This is a genomic window from Leptospira kanakyensis, from assembly GCF_004769235.1.
Lineage (GTDB): Bacteria > Spirochaetota > Leptospiria > Leptospirales > Leptospiraceae > Leptospira_A > Leptospira_A kanakyensis.
In genome coordinates this window covers 236,968-253,153 of sequence record NZ_RQFG01000012.1, presented here as the reverse complement: position 1 = coordinate 253,153, position 16,186 = coordinate 236,968, and the positions used below count along the sequence as shown (strand labels likewise).

Below are 16,186 nucleotides of genomic sequence, written 5' to 3'. Positions count from 1 at the left end.
GAGATAAATATGATCGCAAATAACTATTTTTCAGAAGACGAAGATTTACAAACAATTTTTAACCAACTTCTTGATTGGGATTCCATCATTAAGGAAACCGAAGGGGAAGGTTTTTTCGACCACCAAATATTTGTAAAAACAAATAACCCTCGTTACGAAATGGCTCCTTCCACTAAAGAAGAAGCTATCGAATTATACACTTCGAGTTTGGATGCAATGGGTGATTTTTTTGGAAACGATGTCTCGCAAAAATCCCAAACTATGGATCGAAATGAATTGAAGTATTCCAATGGAAAGGTGATTTTTCCCAAAGAAACAGTAGAGATCTACGAAAAATTTCGGAACACCGGCCTTATGGCGTATTCCCTTTCCAGAGAAGCGGGTGGTCTTGCTTTCCCGGCAACTGTTGGTGCACTGTATGCCATGCTTATGGCAAGGGCCGATGTTGCATTTTGTATGACAACCACCTTACTCAACTTAGCTCAAATTGTAGACCGGTTTGGAACTCCCGAACAAGTGGAAACCTATGCTACCAAGGCTGCCAATGGTGAGTGTTTGTTTGCTATGTCTCTCACAGAACCTGATTATGGTTCAGATCTTAATAATGTAAGAACTTATGCAGTCAAACAAGAAGATGGGAGTTACCGCTTAACGGGAACTAAACGATTTATATCACAAGGTTGTGGTTTGGGTGATCATCCTGCGCTCCTTCTCACTTTAGCACGCACTGGAAAATCTGAGGGTGGAGCCAGAGGACTTTCTGTATTCATTGTAAAAAGTGAAGATGTTTTTGTTGCGGGTATCGAGAAAAAAATGGGGATCCATGCTTCTCCCACATGTGAGATTGTTTATGAAAACACATATGGCGAAATTTTAGGTGAAGAAGGTCTTGGTCTCACTCGTTATACGGCGGGTATGACTAACTTTATGCGTTTAGTCAGTGCCTCCGGTGGATGTGGTGGGGGAGCTGCTGCGTATTATGAATGTGTAAAGTATGCAGGTGAAAGAAAACAATTTGGAAAAGCCATTGGTGAGATTCCTGCGGTAGCAGAAATGATCCATAAAATCAAACGAGAAACCAATGCAATGCGACTTCTTACTTTGGAAACAGCTCGTGTGATTGATATGTACCAACACCACCAAATTCGAATGGAAAAATCAGGAAAGGATGATCGGGAGATTAGAAAAGACACAAAAGTAAAGTATTGGTCAACTCTTGCATCCACTCTCACTCCAATTGCCAAGTATTATAGTTCCGAAGAAGGACATAAATGTACAAATCTCGCCGTACAGGTATTTGGTGGGGCCGGATATACTGAAGATTATGATATCTCTCGTATGTTCCGTGATTCTCGTATCAATACAATCTATGAAGGAACAAGCCAAATCCACGTTCGAATTGCGACAGGGGCCATCCTTGCAGGTATGGCGGGAGATGGAAATTTCAGAAAGTATCTTAATTCGTTAAAAGCAGAGATTCCTTCACCATCCTCCTTTTTGTTGGAACAAGAGAGAGTTTTGGAAGAATCCATTCGAGTGATGCGAGACATTGAAGAAGATGTTCGAAAAGAAACAGTTGCAGAAAACCTAATGATCCAAATGGCTCGTTACCTCTGCAGTTTGTTATACGAAAAATCAATTCCCAAAATCACAGACCCAAAAACTAAACTTTCATGGGAAAAAGATAGTCGAGCATTTGTGATCGATAGTGCAGCCATTGCACAATCTTCTTTGTATCGAATTCAAAATTTCGGATAAAGAGTATTAGATTGTCGTTCGCCTACTATGTTACAGTAGGCAAAATGTAAGAGGAAAATGGTCAGGGTCTTTGTTGGACTCTGGCCTTTTTTTTTGATTCCTGTTCCATTAAGAAACCATATTCCCGATCCAAAATGATAAACGAACAAAAATCGTTTCGGAAGTCAGAAACTAGAATCAATATAAAAAATATGAAATCAATAAATTTCTAACTAAGGTGTTGACTCGGATAAAAATCTGCCAAAAACTACAGCGGAGGTTTTTCTATGAAAAAAATTATAACCATATTGACAGGTGTAACCTTTCTTTCCTTCGTTTCCCTTGTTGCCCACGACCATGAAGGTCACGGAAAAAATGGAATGCCAGGAGATCATTTCAAAAAAATGGACACAAATGGTGATAACAAAATTTCCAAAGAAGAATGGCAAAAATTTCATGAGGGATTTTTTACCGAACTTGATAAAGACGCTGATGGGTCTGTGACTTTAGAAGAGATGAAATCAGCCAGGAAAGAAAAACGGGATGAGAAAAAAGAGGTTATGAAAGAAAAAGTGAAAGAAGCCAAAAAGAAAAAAGACGAAAAAAAGTCTAAACCTTCAGAATAACATCCGTTTGTGTGTGGGCGCCTCGGATTGGATTCAATACAATCATTCGATTGTATTCCGACCGGGCTCTCCGCTCCAATCTTTACACATTCGTGTAAAGGATTTCCACTACGATCCCTGGCGTTTGGATTTTATTTTCTATATTGAAAGTGATAAAACATTCGTTTCACCGATTCCACCACAATCAAATAAATCACAACCATTGAAGCTAAGATGGCATAAAACTCCATTGGCGGGGGAACCAGTCCAAAATAAGATCCGATTGCTGTGAATGGTAACAAGGCACCAATGGCAGCGATACTGAATGATACAATTGCAAGAATTCGGTTTGGTCTACTTTTGATTGGATTACCTCGTGTTCTGATAATAAAGATTACAAGAACTTGTGTACAAAGGGATTCTACAAACCAACCCGTTTGGAATAAAGCTTCGTTTGCATGTAAAAGTGTTAACATTACATAGAAGGTCAAAAAATCAAAAGCTGAACTGATTGGTCCTATCGTTAACATGAAATTTCGTATGAAACCAATGTCCATGATTCTAGGCAATTTTAGTTCTTCTTTATCTACTTCATCTAAGGGAATCGGTATTTCCGAAATATCATACAATAGATTGTTGAGAAGGATTTGGGTTGGTAACATGGGAAGAAAAGGCAAAAATAAAGCGGCCCCTGCCATACTGAACATATTTCCAAAATTGGAGCTTGTTCCCATCATGATGTATTTCATAATATTCCCAAAGGTTCGTCTACCTTCCATCACTCCTTCATACAATACATGTAAATCGTGATCTAATAAAATCATATCCGCGGCCTCTTTAGCTACATCGACTGCAGAATCTACAGACAATCCCACATCAGCAGAGTGTAGAGAAGGTGCATCATTGACACCATCACCCAAATACCCAACCACATGGCCTTTTTCTTTTAATGCTAGAATGATTCTGTTTTTTTGTGATGGATTCATCCGGCAAAATAGATTGGTTGTTTCTATATGATACTTCAGTGCCGAATCATCCATTTGATCCAGTTCTTTACCTGTGAGGATTCCTTGTACCTGCATTTTTAATTCAGAACATACATGTAAAGTAACAAGTTCGCTATCACCGGTAATTACCTTTACGGAAACTCCAATCTCATTTAATTCAGATAAGGCTATCTTAGCACTTGCTTTCGGTGGGTCTAAAAAAGCGGCAAATCCAGAAAGTGTTAGTTCCGTTTCATCACTGACAACTGCATGTATGTGTTCTTTTGTTTCTTCTCTCCAGGCGATTCCTAAAACTCTGAATCCTTCTTTTTCTAAGGAAGAGTAAACGGAACGAATTTTTTCTAAAACAATCGAGTTTATCGGTTCAATAGTTTCTTTTTCTGTTTCATAATGTGTGCAGAGTTGGATGATTTCTTCAGGGGCACCTTTCACAACCAACATTCGGTTTTTTTGATCCTTAGGATCCAATAGAACCGATACTCTTCGGCGTTCGAAGTCAAAGGGTACTTCATCTATTTTTGTCCAACGTTCTGTTTGAATCTCTCTATGTTCTAAAATGGCTTCATCTAAGGGACTTTTTAATCCAGTTTCAAAATAACTGTTTAGGTAAGCCAACTCTAAAACACGTGTATCTGATTCGCCATTAATGTTTACATGTTTCTCTAGTTTAATTTTTGATTCTGTAAGGGTTCCAGTTTTATCCGTACAAAGTGTATCCATTGATCCAAGATTTTGAATGGAGGAAAGTTGTTTTACGATCACTTTCTTTTTTGCCATCATAATTGCACCGCGTGAGAGTGTGATCGAAGTAACCATAGGTAGTAACTCTGGTGTCAAACCAACTGCTAAAGCTACTGCAAATAAAAAAGAATCAAGCCAAGGTTTATGTAAAATTGCATTTACCAATAAAACAAAAAGTACAAGAAGAATGGTCATCCTCATGATGAGAATTCCAAACTTTTCCGTACCGAGTTCGAAGGAATTTGGTGGAGGTGAAACGGTTAGGTTTTCTGCAATGGCTCCCATCGCAGTATCCAAACCTGTATTCACAATTAGAACTTTGGCGCTTCCGCTAATCACAGAGGTTCCCATAAAAACTGCGTTTGATGCATCCGTAATATCATTGGATACTGATCCCAGTTCTCCTGAATGTTTTTCGACAGGATAAGTTTCGCCGGTTAGTAATGCTTGTTTGACAAAAAAATCCTTAGCTTCTAACACACGTCCGTCGGCAGGAACTAAATCACCTGCAGAAAGTAATACAAGGTCTCCTGGAACAATTTGTGAAACAGGAATATTCGTTGCGATTCCTTCTCGAACTACCGTTGCATGAACAGAAACGGAATGGCGTAAACTTTCTGCCGCTTTCCCCGCTTTGTGTTCTTGGATAAAATCTAGAATAATACTAATAAAAACTAAAACGGTAATGATGATGAAGTTTGAAAATTCTCCCATAAATGCAGAAACAGCACTGGCAAATAATAGGAGTAATATTAGAGGATTTCTAAATCGGACTAATAGTTTTTGCCATATTGGTTTTGTTTTGCGGTCTAAAAAAACATTCTTACCGAATTGTTTGAGTTTTGAGGTTACTTGCTCTCCATTTAGACCATAGGTTCCAACACCTAATGAATTTAAGGTATCATTCAGTGGTTGTTGCCACCAAGGAGAGAGATTGGACCTGGTTTGCATATTTAAACCTCAAATAAGAACAGAAGAGGATGAGTAGATTCTTTAAAAATGGTTCTCTCAGTGATTAACGTCAATCTTAAGATTTCTTTCGGTTGACGTTGTGGACGGATTGTTCTTTTCTTATAGAGTATCATTTTATGAAAGCGAAAAAGTCTAAGTCGCAGCCGCGAAAAAAATCAACAATAGCCAAAAAAAAATCAAAGAAAAGAAGTACAGTCTCCAAACAAAAGAAAACTCAGCAACTTAGTGTTCATGAGTCTGTTCTTTCTTCTGACTCCAAACCAAATCATTCTATCACCGAACTGATCGATACCATTCACGAATATTCGATTGGTCATGAAATTGCCAATGCTGTCACACATGGAATTGGCGGGGGCCTAAGTATCGCAGGTTTGTCTCTCCTTTTAACCATGGCAGTCCTTTATGGGAATGTATGGCATGTAGTCAGTTCCGCCATTTACGGAGCCACCCTGATCATTTTGTATCTTGCATCCACCTTATACCATGGTATTTATCATACGGCCACAAAACGTATCTTTAAAGTAATTGATCATGCCTCTATTTATTTACTCATTGCGGGAACTTATACTCCATTTACGCTTGTTAGTTTGCGTGAACATTCCGAATGGGGATGGACACTTTTTCTAATCATTTGGGCCCTTGCTTTCATTGGAGTTTTGTTATTACTTCTGTTTCCTGGAAAATATAGTGGGGCCCGGGTTGTGGTTTATATCCTTATGGGTTGGCTTGCCATTTTTGTTGTCAAAGACATTCGAGCCGCCATTGGTATGAGAGGCATATCTTGGTTAGTTGCCGGTGGTCTCAGTTATACCGTTGGTGTGATTTTTTATTTATGGGATAGTTTACCTTTTAACCATGCAATCTGGCATTTATTTGTTTTATCTGGAAGTCTTTGTCATTTTTTTGCAATTTTGTTTTATGTCCTACCTCCGATCCCAAATTAAAAATTTTGTTTGTCAATTTATTGCATATCAGTAGAATTCACTTCTCTTTTTGTGATAACACAGAAAGTAAGGAGAATATATGAGAACATTGGTCACGATTAGTTTTGCCCTGATGATGGTACTAGGAACAACATCCTTAGTTGCCGAAGATTGTTTTCTCTGTGGGAGTGGAAGTTCCAATGGTTGCGAACAATGCCGAGGAAAAGATAGGAAAGTATGTGAAGCCAAGGGCTGTAAAATCTCTGGAACTTCTTCCTGTTCCACGGCAGCCAACGTAAAGGTTTGTCATGCAGACCATTCTTATAAAGATCTAACTTTTTTAGAAACAATCAAACAAAATCACAAAACTTCTACTAAAACAAATTAAACAAAAATTACAAACTGGGATATCTACCACAATTGATTGTGGTAGATATAAATTTGAAAAATCACTTATTTATAGTTAGTCTAAGATATCAATCACTACATTTCCTTTTTTATGACCAGCCTCTACGTACTGATGAGCCTCCGCCATTTTTTCCAATGGATAAGACCTATCGATGACGACTCTCAATTTTCCTTCTTGGGTTAATTTCGTAAGTAGTTCCAAATTTTCTAAGGTTTCTGCGATTGGTCCAAACTTAACTTTAATTCCTTTTGTAAGAGATAACAAACCACCTTGGAACATTTCTTTAAACAAGGCTGCTACTAATGCCAAAACTCCACCTTTGGACAGAACTTTTAAATTGGATTTGATTGTAGACTTACCAACACATTCAAAAACAATGTCATAAGTTTTTTGATGAGATTCCGAATGGAACTCTTCGTAGTCCATTACAGATTTGGCTCCAAGTGATTCTACCAATTTAAAATTACCTTTGCTGCAAACGGCTGTTACCTTTGCTCCAAAATAGTTTGCCAATTGGATGGCGGAAGTTCCCACAGAACTGGATGCACCATAAATGATTATAGTTTGGTTTTCTTTAATTTTACATTTTTGAATGAAGTCGAGAGCAGTCAAACTTCCGAAAGGTAAGGCAGCTCCTTCGGAAAAGGAAATTTCTTTGGGAAGGATTGTGATCACAGCGGATTCTGGAATACAAACAAATTCGGCATAGGCTCCCATTTTCATTCCCGTTGAACCAAATATTCGATCACCCACTTTAAATTTTGTTACATTTTTTCCAACTGCATCCACTATTCCGGAAACTGAAGTTCCGAGGACAGGTTGTTTTAGTTTGGTAAGTCCAAAATACAAACGGGCCAGTTCAGGGTCTGGTTTTCGGATGCGCCAGTCTCCCGAATTCACTGAAGTTTTATAATTTTTGATTCTAATTTCATTCTCTTTTGGGGAAGGGATTTCCCATTCTTCCAATTGGAGTTCTTCGGGGGCTCCGTATTTTCTACAAGTGATGACTTTCAAAGGTTTAACTCCTGATTCACTAATTAAACTTACACTGTAAGTCTGTCAAGGAAATTTATTTCATTCCTTTATTACAGAAAACATTAGAAAATTCATCGAATTTATGATAGAAAATGTGTAAAGGAGGGGGTAGTGCATAAAAAGAAGAAACAAAAGACGAGTATAACGAAACTTTTTAAGAAAGGAAAAAAAAGAAAAACCCTCTCGAAAGAAGTTGTTTTGGAAGCGGCGATTGGACTTGCCGATGAGTTTGGAATCGAAGAATTGTCCATGAGAAACTTAGCATTGAGTTTGAGTGTGGAAGCAATGTCTTTGTACAACCATGTAAAAAATAAAGATGAACTCCTCGACAACATGGTTGATTTTGTGATTTCAAAGATCAACTTACCGAAGATAGGTGGTGATTGGAAGTCGGAAATGAAAAAAAGGGCCAAGTCTGCCCGTGAGATTTTGATTTTACATCCTTGGGTGACTTTACTTGTTGTTTCTCGAATGAATGTTGGTGAAGCTATGTTGGCCTATTTCGATAGATCACTGGGGTGTTTACATTCGGCTGGATTTAGTTTACAAGCGGCTGATCACATCATCAATACAATTGATAGTCATGTTTATGGTTATGTGTTACAAGAACTGAATTTCCCTATTGAACCAGAAAATTATGCAAAAAAAGCAGAAGGTTTTTTGCCTGCATTGGAGGTTAGTCCCTTTTTGCATCTAACCAATTTAACCAAAGAAGTAGTTTCTGGAAAATACAACGGATTACATGACTTTGAGTTTGGTTTAAATTTGATTTTGGATGGATTGGGTAGGCTTCGCGAACCGATAAATTAGTCGGAAAACCAGTTTCTGGTTTGATTCGGCAATAAATTAAAAAAGACAAACAAGATAAACCGGAGAAATGTTCTCCGGTTTAAAGAAATCTTAAATTATTTTAAATAGCAAATACACTTTGCAATGTAAAATAACTCGAGTTTGGTTTGAAATCATATCTATGGTAAGGATCTGTTTCGTAAGGATTGTTTTTTTGATTGCGAATGGCATCACCCGCATACAGGGAACTGGCACCAAACCAAAAAGAAACATTTTCAAAGGGAGTGACAATATAAATGAAATTGATTTCTGTTGCAACATGTCTTCCTAGTTTTGGTCTATTGGGATTGTAGGCCTCCGTATTAAAATAATCTTCTGTGGATGCAGTTTCTCCCGTGGCTTTACTACCCGCCACATAGTTGTTGTTATCGTAATATCCATCTTGGAGTTTTACTTTATAATACCAGTGAGGGTTTATAATAAAAGTTCCCCATTTTGATGATTCATATTTGATATGGATGGAATAATCTTTGATATTCTGCCAAAAAACCAATCCTGAATTTCCATTTCCCGCAAAAGGTAATCCTCCGCCCGCCATCCTTCTGGTAGCAAAAAGTGGATTGTAAGTTGCCACACTCCCATCATTTCGATTGGGATCTCCCGAAGCTTGGACATATTGGATTCCAATCCGAAATTCTTTTACCGGTGTATATCCAAGTTGTACCGCAACAATATTTGCTTTGTATTGGACAGGGGAAGAATGAGGAGGTGGTTCTCCTGTTTTTTTATCGGTGGTTAATGCCCCTGTTTGGTTGATCCAAGTAGGAGAAGATCGTTCGCCGGTAAATCCTGTTTGCCAAGCTGCTTCTACCATCCAGTCAATTCCAGTTTCACTTGTAATCATATTTCCTTTGGTGCGATTGGTGAGGCGAAAACCAGAAGTATTCAATTGGTCTGGGCCTCGGTAATAAATATCAGATCCATAGTTGGCTGTAGTATTGGTGGCTTTTAGTTTTTGTTTATAAAGAGTGAAGTTATAAACTTCGATGCCCAACCATTCCCAAGGTTTGAATCCGTAATGGGCTCCATAATAAGAGGCATTTCCTACTCCACCCACTCGAGTAGAATTATTTGATACCATACTATTCGAATTATTTTCCGATCCAATGATGGCTCCAAAAAAATCTAAACTATGTTTTTGTACTGTAATAGTCGATCGAATGGCATCAAATGAATTTCCATTCAAACTATCGTTACGTGATCCTAAGATACGACCATCTCCGTAATCTAAAATTTGGCGACCTGTCCTCACTCTAAACATTTGGTTTGTTGTTTTTAAATCTAAAAATGCTTCTCTGAAACCCGTATAATTGTTGATAGCAACTTCTCTTTGTTTGGAGGTATCAATTAGGTTCCCAGAGTTAGGAATCACACCAAATTTTTGGTCGGAGGAACCGTTAACAATTTCTCCTCCCCATAACCTAACATCTTGAAAACTTAGTTTGAATGCAATGTTAGGTGATAAGTCTCCTATTAAATAAAACTGAGTTTGGTTACTGACTGTATTCCGATTGTCTGATGTGGATCTATCAAAATCCGTGTTATATAAAGAATCTGCTTTGGGTCGAATTCCAAATCCAACTCGGAATCGATCTGCAAACCATAAATTCGTATTTTCTTGCAGCGCCTTTCTTTGTTTGGCGGTGACCTGTAGGCTTTTTAAATATTCTCCGGTTAAATTTCCTTTGAGAGGGCTTACATACTCTGCCGGTTCTTCTGGAGGAACGGGAGGTGGAGGCGGTTGTTGTTGTGGAGGAGGTGGTGGGGGAGTTTCAGGAACTTCTTTTTTTACCGGAGTAATGAACTGAGCATCCAATGGCAACGCAGACGTGAATAGGAAAAACCCTAGCGACACAAGACCCATTACCATTCGCTGATTGTAAGCGTACATTTGATACCACCTATGATTCAGCCAGTGAACATAAATTCTCTAAAGATTCAAATCTTATATTTCGTTACTGGTAGGAATCCTAGTTTTTTTAAAACTTTTGTACACTATGTAAACATTGATTTAAGAAGGTAATCCAAGGTTTTTCCAACCTTCGTGGCCTAAAGCTTTTAATTTTTTTCGATTGTTTTTGAAAATGCTGTCAATATCGGGGTGAGAATCAACAATTCGAGTGATGTTATCTTCGCGTAACAAATGTAATGTTTGATATGGAGATCTACCTACGAAGTTAGTTATGTCGTTTTTCTTTTTGCCTGCGAATTGGAATTCGGGATGGAAGTTCGCAATCTGGATGATTCCTTCTAACTCTAATTGGTTTAAAAGTAAATCCGCATCATCTAAAAAATCATTTTGGTCTAAAAAATCACCTAAAACATAAGGATGGATGAGTAAGGAAGTTTCGGTAGTTTTTGGATCTGATTCTTTTAAAAATAATAATTCAGATTTTAAATCAGAAAGTAGATCTTTTGTATTTTTTGATTGGCTAATCGTATAACGGATTGTATTCGAATGAAAGGTTGGTTTTGCAAAAGGGCAAAGATTTAAACCGATCACAGCTTTCAATATCCATTCTTTGGTTTCATGGAGAATGGTATCTTCGGTATCTTTTGGTGTTTCTTGGGGCATTCCAAAAATTCCCTTTTTATATTTCTGAATTACCACGATTCATTTTGCGGAAGGGAATGTAAGCTAAGTTATGATCGTGTGGGGAGAAATTTTAAAAAAATCATAAGAAATCAATCGAATTGATTCGGAAAGATGGATAAGGTTGGAATATTTGATTTACTAGGTGGGACACAAACCGAAAGATTTCAATTATCAACTCCTTATGGCAAATCTTTCCACAAATTTTTCTCAATTCCTTTTTGAACAATGTACAAATAAAGAACGTGAATGGTTAGAAGAAAAAGTCAAATCGAATCTTTTAGATTTAATGACAGCCTTTGTTGCTGCTCCACGGTTTTTATCTAAAAAAAATATATCCTATGATTCTAGGTCTAGAGGAAGTTTGATTTCTCAGTTGACAAGTTTCGAAGTAAACGGATGGAATTTGGTTCGTTTAGCGAGGGTTTGGTTACTTTTGCATTTGCCTTCAGAGCCGAAAGAACAATATATAAAAAATATTGAAACATTATTTGATACCGCAGAATTAAACGAATTAGTAGCATTGTATTCCGCATTACCACTTTTGTCTTATCCTACAGAATGGTTACCCAGGGCCACCGATGCCGTTCGTTCCAATATGGGATTTGTATTTGATTCCATTGCCTTACAAAATCCTTATCCCGAACTTTATTTTCCAGAACCTGCATGGAACCAACTCGTGCTCAAAACCATTTTTAATGGAAAACCAATCCATCGGATTTACGGAATCAATCGACGAAGGAACGAGGATCTGTCCATTGCTGTTTTTGATTTTATTGGTGAACGTTCTGCGGCAGGAAGAGAGGTTCCTATATCCGTTTGGATGTTGATCAGTGGATTTACAATGGAGTCGATGATCCCAAAATTGTTTGTTATGTTTTCATCTGAAGTCCAAACAGAAAAAGAAGCAGCGGCTCTAGTCTGTTATGAATCAAAAGATCCAAAAATTCGTTCATTGTTAACAAAGTATCCAGACTTAGAATTATCGATACAAAATGGAGACTTGGATTGGTCTAAACTAGAACCTATCCCTGAATAAAATTTCTATGTGCCAAAACTCAAACAATCAAACAAAAAATCCTTCTCATTTTGAATCGACGGATCCAACCGACGAATCGCCAACACATAGAGATTTATTGTGGGAGGATTATCGGAACCTAATCAAAGATATGCGGTTTTTTGATCCACATATTCATATGGTATCCAGAACCACCGATGACTACCAAATGATGGCAAAAGCTGGAATTGTTGCTATCATTGAACCTGCTTTTTGGGTGGGCCAACCGAGAACCGGTCTTGCTAGTTTTAAAGATTATTACAGTAGTCTGGTTGGTTGGGAAAGATTTCGTTCTTCTCAATTCGGAATCAAACATTATTGTACGATGGGTCTAAATTCCAGAGAAGCAAATAACGAACGTCTTGCGGAAGAAGTGATGGAGATTTTACCACTTTTTGCCTACAAAGAGGGAGTTGTTGGTATCGGTGAAATTGGTTTTGATGACCAAACAGCCTTAGAGGAAAAATACTACAGATTACAACTAGATCTTGCCAAAAAAACAAATTTACCAGTACAAATCCATACTCCACACCGAGATAAAAAAAGAGGAACAGAAAGGAGTATGTCCATTGCTTTAGAACATGGATTAGATCCTTCCTTTGTTGTTGTGGATCATAATAATGAAGAAACCGTTAAGTCAGTGTTAGACCAAGGTTTTTGGGCTGCATTTACTATCTATCCATTCACTAAAATGGGGAATGAAAGGATGGTGGCTGTGGTGGAGAAGTATGGGCCTGAAAGGATTATGATCAATTCAAGTGCGGATTGGGGAATCTCTGACCCACTTGCCATCCCCAAAACAGCTGCTCTAATGAAACAAAGAGGGATTCCTATAGATGTCATTCGTAAGGTCACTTATCAAAATGCCATTGATGCCTTTGCAAAAAGTGGACAAATTGATGTCGCAGATTTTGAAACAGAATCAAAGCCAGATCCAAGTGCCAAGTTTCATGGTAATTCCATCCTTCGCGGTGGCCAACAACCAGTGATGAATAAAAATTCTTTGTTAATCGAATAAATGAATCTGAGAGCCTATTTTACTTTACTCAGACCAGCTAACGTAGTCACTGCGGTGGCTGATATTCTGGCAGGGATGGCAATTGTTGGTTTTGTTTGGAAAAACAACACTCCCGTCTTTTTACTTCTTTCCACCATTTGTTTGTATGGTGGTGGTGTTGTTTTGAATGACTATTTTGATACAAACATTGATACAAAAGAAAGACCAGAACGTCCCATTCCCAGTGGGAAGGTATCTAGAACTTCAGCCCTAATTTTGGGAAGTATTCTTCTCTGTTTTGGTGTTGGTTTTGCTTTTTTCTATCAAATTCAAAGTGGATGGATTGCTTTTGTAATTGTTTTGTTAATTCTTACTTACAATCGTTTTGCGAAGCATAGTTCGATTTTTGGTCCCATTGTTATGGGCATGTGTAGGGGAGGGAATTTGATTTTAGGGATGAGTTTGGTTGCGGATTTAACCGTATCAAACCTGGCTTTTTCTTTTTTCCCGATCCTTTACATTGCAGCCATTACAATGATTAGCCGAGATGAAGTGCATGGCGGTAAAAAAACACCTTTGGTATTTGCTGGAATCTTTTATCTAACTGTTTTTTTATTTTTATCTTTGATTTCGTATCGATTAGGGAATTTGTCTTTTAGTATCCCTTTTGTTATTTTACATTCAGGAATGATTTTTCCTCCGCTTTTTAAAGCCTACAAAAATCCCATTGGGCCAAATATTGGTAAGGCGGTGAAGGCAGGTGTGATTTCACTCATCCTTCTCGATGCTTGTTTTGTTGCTAGTTTTGGTTTTTTTTCTTTGGCAATTCTTGTCCTCTTTTTGTTACCAATTTCCATACTTTTGTCTAAATATTTTTCTGTTACTTAGAGTATCTTATGATAGAAGATTTTTTTCCTCCACTTTTTTCTGAATTCCAAGTTCCCTATCGTTATACAGTCCAGTTCACCAAGGGAATTTTTGATTCTAACAATTCTTGTTTATCCGATTTTTTTCTCTCCGAAAAAAAAGAAGGAAACATTAAGAAAGCTTTAGTTGTTATTGACCAAGGTTTGGTTTCGCACCATCCCAACCTAGTTTTTGAAATTCGATCTTATTTTCAAAAATTGAAGTCATGTATCCAACTAACGGATGATATAATGGTAATCCCCGGTGGTGAAGATTGCAAAAACGATCCAAAACTTTGGGAATCACTCGTAAATGCTGTTGATTTGTATGGAATCGATCGTCACTCCTATATCATTTCCGTTGGAGGAGGGGCCATCCTTGATTTGGTTGGATACGCTGCGGCAGTTTCGCATAGAGGGATTCGTTTGGTTCGGATTCCGACAACTGTCCTTTCTCAAAATGATTCTGGTGTGGGTGTTAAAAATGGAATCAATTTTCAAGGTAAAAAGAACTTTTTAGGGAGTTTTGCACCACCGGTTGCCGTGTTTAACGATCTTTTATTTTTAGAAAGTTTGGATGATCGCGATTGGCGTTCTGGAATGGCAGAGGCAATTAAAGTAGCACTCATCAAGGATAAAGATTTTTTTCTTTGGATAGAGGCCAATGCCGAGGCACTTCGCAATCGTAATTTAGATAAGATGTTTTATTTGGTTCATACCTGCGCCAAATTACATATGGATCATATTGCAAAAGGAGATCCATTTGAGTTTGGATCTTCCAGACCGCTTGATTTCGGACATTGGGCAGCCCATAAACTAGAATACCTCACTGAGTTTTCTTTACGTCATGGCGAAGCAGTTGCGATCGGTATGGCTTTAGATACTGAATATTCCTTCCAAAGTTTTCTTTTATCAGAAGAAGATAAAAATCGAATTCATTCCCTTTTGAAAACAATTGGATTTACTTTGTATCATTCTAAATTATCAGAAGGAAACAAAAAAAATCTGTATTTAGGGTTACAGGAGTTTAGAGAACATTTGGGAGGAAGGCTCACCATAATGTTGTTATCTGGGATTGGTCTCTCTAAGGAAGTCCATGAAATAGACTTTGATGCCCTTGTTCGTTCTGTTGATTTTTTGGAAAAGTTTGATGGAAACTAAATATGGTCACCTAACATATTGTTCCAATATCCATCCTGGCGAAACTTGGAAAGATCATTTTTACCAACTAAAAGAAAACCTTCCCAATATTCGGAAAAAAATATCACCAAATGCAGAAATGGGTTTAGGGCTTCGATTGGCAAATGAGGCCTCGGTAGAACTATTAAATCCAAAAGTTTTGGAAGAATTTCAAACTTGGTTAAAAAAAGAAGGATATTATGTTTTTTTAATCAACGGGTTTCCTTATGGAAATTTCCATGGAACCACTGTTAAAGAAAGTGTATACAATCCTGATTGGGCGACAAAAGAACGCCTTGAGTATACCATTCGTTTGTTTTCTATTTTGTCTAAGTTACTCCCTTTGGGGATGGAAGGAGGTGTGTCAACCCCACCTCTGTCCTATCAGTTTTTTGATTCTACAAATTCAGATTTAAACAAACGTATCTCTCTGGCCACTGAAAACATTATTAATATTCTAATACATCTCATTCAAATCCAAATAGAAACTGGGAAAACCTTACACCTAGACATAGAACCAGAACCTGATGGAATTCTAGGTAATGTGAAACTTTTTGTGGATTGGTATTTGGATTTATTTTTGCCACTGGCCATTCCAAAAGTAAAAAACCAGTTCGGATTTTCCGGAGAAGATGCGGAAGAAAAAATCAAAAATCATATCAGGATTTGTTTAGATATTTGCCATTCGGCTGTAAGTTTCGAAGATAACCAAGCGGTTGTTAATCTTTTGTTAAAAAATTCCATTCGAGTCGGTCGAATCCAAATTAGTTCGGCTTTGAAGATAAATTTTGACCATAAAATCGAAGAGAAACTAAATTTATTATCTAACTTTGATGAACCAACGTATCTCCATCAAGTTGTCGCAAAAAAACCTTCTTCGGAAATTATTTCGTATCGTGATTTACCCGCGGCATTACAAAGTAAGGTGGAACCAAATGAAGAATGGAGAATCCATTTTCATGTTCCAGTATTTTTGGATTCGTACGGACTTGTATCTTCCACAAGAAAAGAAATTTTAGATCTTTTGGAATTACAGAAAAAAAATCTTTTTACCAATGCTTTAGAAATAGAAACTTACACCTGGGGAGTTTTGCCTAAAGAATTACAAATCCCAATGGCAGACTCTATCGTTCGTGAATTAGATTGGGTTTTGTCAGTTTTAGAAACTGAGTCGTAA

At 37.6% G+C, this 16,186-nt stretch carries 14 protein-coding genes; 10 read left to right on the top strand and 4 right to left on the bottom strand.

Annotated elements, in window-relative coordinates:
- The first annotated feature begins 9 nt into the window (after window positions 1-9).
- Both EHQ16_RS10695 and EHQ16_RS10690 read left to right on the top strand, forming a co-directional pair.
- Window positions 10-1,758, top strand: coding sequence for an acyl-CoA dehydrogenase family protein (locus tag EHQ16_RS10695; RefSeq protein ID WP_135635729.1), 1,749 nt, complete (start codon window positions 10-12; stop codon window positions 1,756-1,758).
- 266 nt (window positions 1,759-2,024) lie between these two features.
- Complete coding sequence (locus EHQ16_RS10690; protein WP_135635731.1) at window positions 2,025-2,363, top strand: EF-hand domain-containing protein; 339 nt, start codon at window positions 2,025-2,027, stop codon at window positions 2,361-2,363.
- Window positions 2,364-2,494: 131 nt separating this feature from the next.
- Here the strand turns inward: EHQ16_RS10690 and mgtA are convergent, their stop codons facing one another.
- Window positions 2,495-5,041 carry a magnesium-translocating P-type ATPase gene (mgtA, locus tag EHQ16_RS10685; RefSeq protein ID WP_135635733.1) on the bottom strand — a complete coding sequence of 849 codons (2,547 nt, stop codon included), beginning with the start codon at window positions 5,039-5,041 and terminating at the stop codon, window positions 2,495-2,497.
- Between the two features lie 137 nt (window positions 5,042-5,178).
- Between mgtA and trhA the strand changes: the two genes are divergently transcribed.
- Together trhA and EHQ16_RS10675 are read left to right on the top strand one after the other, a co-directional pair.
- On the top strand, window positions 5,179-6,006 hold the full coding sequence (trhA, locus tag EHQ16_RS10680) for a PAQR family membrane homeostasis protein TrhA (RefSeq protein WP_135635735.1): 828 nt from the start codon (window positions 5,179-5,181) through the stop codon (window positions 6,004-6,006).
- 79 nt (window positions 6,007-6,085) lie between these two features.
- Entirely contained in the window at window positions 6,086-6,373 is a 288-nt protein-coding gene (locus EHQ16_RS10675) for a hypothetical protein (protein ID WP_135635737.1), read from the top strand.
- A gap of 75 nt (window positions 6,374-6,448) precedes the next feature.
- Here the strand turns inward: EHQ16_RS10675 and EHQ16_RS10670 are convergent, their stop codons facing one another.
- Window positions 6,449-7,408 carry an NAD(P)-dependent alcohol dehydrogenase gene (locus tag EHQ16_RS10670; protein WP_135635739.1) on the bottom strand — a complete coding sequence of 320 codons (960 nt, stop codon included), beginning with the start codon at window positions 7,406-7,408 and terminating at the stop codon, window positions 6,449-6,451.
- Window positions 7,409-7,540: 132 nt separating this feature from the next.
- Between EHQ16_RS10670 and EHQ16_RS10665 the strand changes: the two genes are divergently transcribed.
- Window positions 7,541-8,239, top strand: a complete 699-nt coding sequence (locus EHQ16_RS10665) for a TetR/AcrR family transcriptional regulator C-terminal domain-containing protein (protein ID WP_244242038.1) — start codon at window positions 7,541-7,543, stop codon at window positions 8,237-8,239.
- Window positions 8,240-8,339: 100 nt separating this feature from the next.
- Here the strand turns inward: EHQ16_RS10665 and EHQ16_RS10660 are convergent, their stop codons facing one another.
- Window positions 8,340-10,169 (bottom strand): alginate export family protein, encoded by a 1,830-nt coding sequence (locus EHQ16_RS10660; protein ID WP_135635741.1) that lies wholly within the window; start codon window positions 10,167-10,169, stop codon window positions 8,340-8,342.
- Window positions 10,170-10,289: 120 nt separating this feature from the next.
- A complete protein-coding gene (locus EHQ16_RS10655) occupies window positions 10,290-10,853 on the bottom strand; it encodes a DUF1415 domain-containing protein (protein ID WP_135635743.1) in 564 nt (187 codons plus the stop codon).
- A gap of 202 nt (window positions 10,854-11,055) precedes the next feature.
- Between EHQ16_RS10655 and EHQ16_RS10650 the strand changes: the two genes are divergently transcribed.
- From EHQ16_RS10650 to eboE, 5 genes are read left to right on the top strand one after another with little or no spacing between them, the layout of a single operon-like run.
- Window positions 11,056-11,910, top strand: a complete 855-nt coding sequence (locus tag EHQ16_RS10650; protein ID WP_135636137.1) for an EboA domain-containing protein — start codon at window positions 11,056-11,058, stop codon at window positions 11,908-11,910.
- A gap of 7 nt (window positions 11,911-11,917) precedes the next feature.
- Complete coding sequence (locus tag EHQ16_RS10645; protein ID WP_135635745.1) at window positions 11,918-12,946, top strand: TatD family hydrolase; 1,029 nt, start codon at window positions 11,918-11,920, stop codon at window positions 12,944-12,946.
- Window positions 12,947-13,813 (top strand): UbiA-like protein EboC, encoded by an 867-nt coding sequence (gene eboC, locus EHQ16_RS10640; protein WP_135635747.1) that lies wholly within the window; start codon window positions 12,947-12,949, stop codon window positions 13,811-13,813.
- Window positions 13,814-13,821: 8 nt separating this feature from the next.
- Window positions 13,822-14,991 carry a 3-dehydroquinate synthase gene (locus EHQ16_RS10635; RefSeq protein WP_135635749.1) on the top strand — a complete coding sequence of 390 codons (1,170 nt, stop codon included), beginning with the start codon at window positions 13,822-13,824 and terminating at the stop codon, window positions 14,989-14,991.
- A complete protein-coding gene (gene eboE / locus EHQ16_RS10630) occupies window positions 14,981-16,186 on the top strand; it encodes a metabolite traffic protein EboE (protein WP_135635751.1) in 1,206 nt (401 codons plus the stop codon). The genes EHQ16_RS10635 and eboE overlap by 11 nt, the downstream gene beginning before the upstream one ends.

Bases quoted from the DNA above. Each gene is read 5' to 3' on its own strand.
- EHQ16_RS10695 (WP_135635729.1), top strand. From the start codon at position 10: ATGATCGCAAATAACTATTTTTCAGAAGACGAAGATTTACAAACAATT.
- EHQ16_RS10690 (WP_135635731.1), top strand. From the start codon at position 2,025: ATGAAAAAAATTATAACCATATTGACAGGTGTAACCTTTCTTTCCTTC.
- mgtA (WP_135635733.1), bottom strand. From the start codon at position 5,041: ATGCAAACCAGGTCCAATCTCTCTCCTTGGTGGCAACAACCACTGAAT.
- trhA (WP_135635735.1), top strand. From the start codon at position 5,179: ATGAAAGCGAAAAAGTCTAAGTCGCAGCCGCGAAAAAAATCAACAATA.
- EHQ16_RS10675 (WP_135635737.1), top strand. From the start codon at position 6,086: ATGAGAACATTGGTCACGATTAGTTTTGCCCTGATGATGGTACTAGGA.
- EHQ16_RS10660 (WP_135635741.1), bottom strand. From the start codon at position 10,169: ATGTACGCTTACAATCAGCGAATGGTAATGGGTCTTGTGTCGCTAGGG.
- EHQ16_RS10655 (WP_135635743.1), bottom strand. From the start codon at position 10,853: ATGCCCCAAGAAACACCAAAAGATACCGAAGATACCATTCTCCATGAA.
- EHQ16_RS10650 (WP_135636137.1), top strand. From the start codon at position 11,056: ATGGCAAATCTTTCCACAAATTTTTCTCAATTCCTTTTTGAACAATGT.
- EHQ16_RS10645 (WP_135635745.1), top strand. From the start codon at position 11,918: ATGTGCCAAAACTCAAACAATCAAACAAAAAATCCTTCTCATTTTGAA.
- eboC (WP_135635747.1), top strand. From the start codon at position 12,947: ATGAATCTGAGAGCCTATTTTACTTTACTCAGACCAGCTAACGTAGTC.
- EHQ16_RS10635 (WP_135635749.1), top strand. From the start codon at position 13,822: ATGATAGAAGATTTTTTTCCTCCACTTTTTTCTGAATTCCAAGTTCCC.
- eboE (WP_135635751.1), top strand. From the start codon at position 14,981: ATGGAAACTAAATATGGTCACCTAACATATTGTTCCAATATCCATCCT.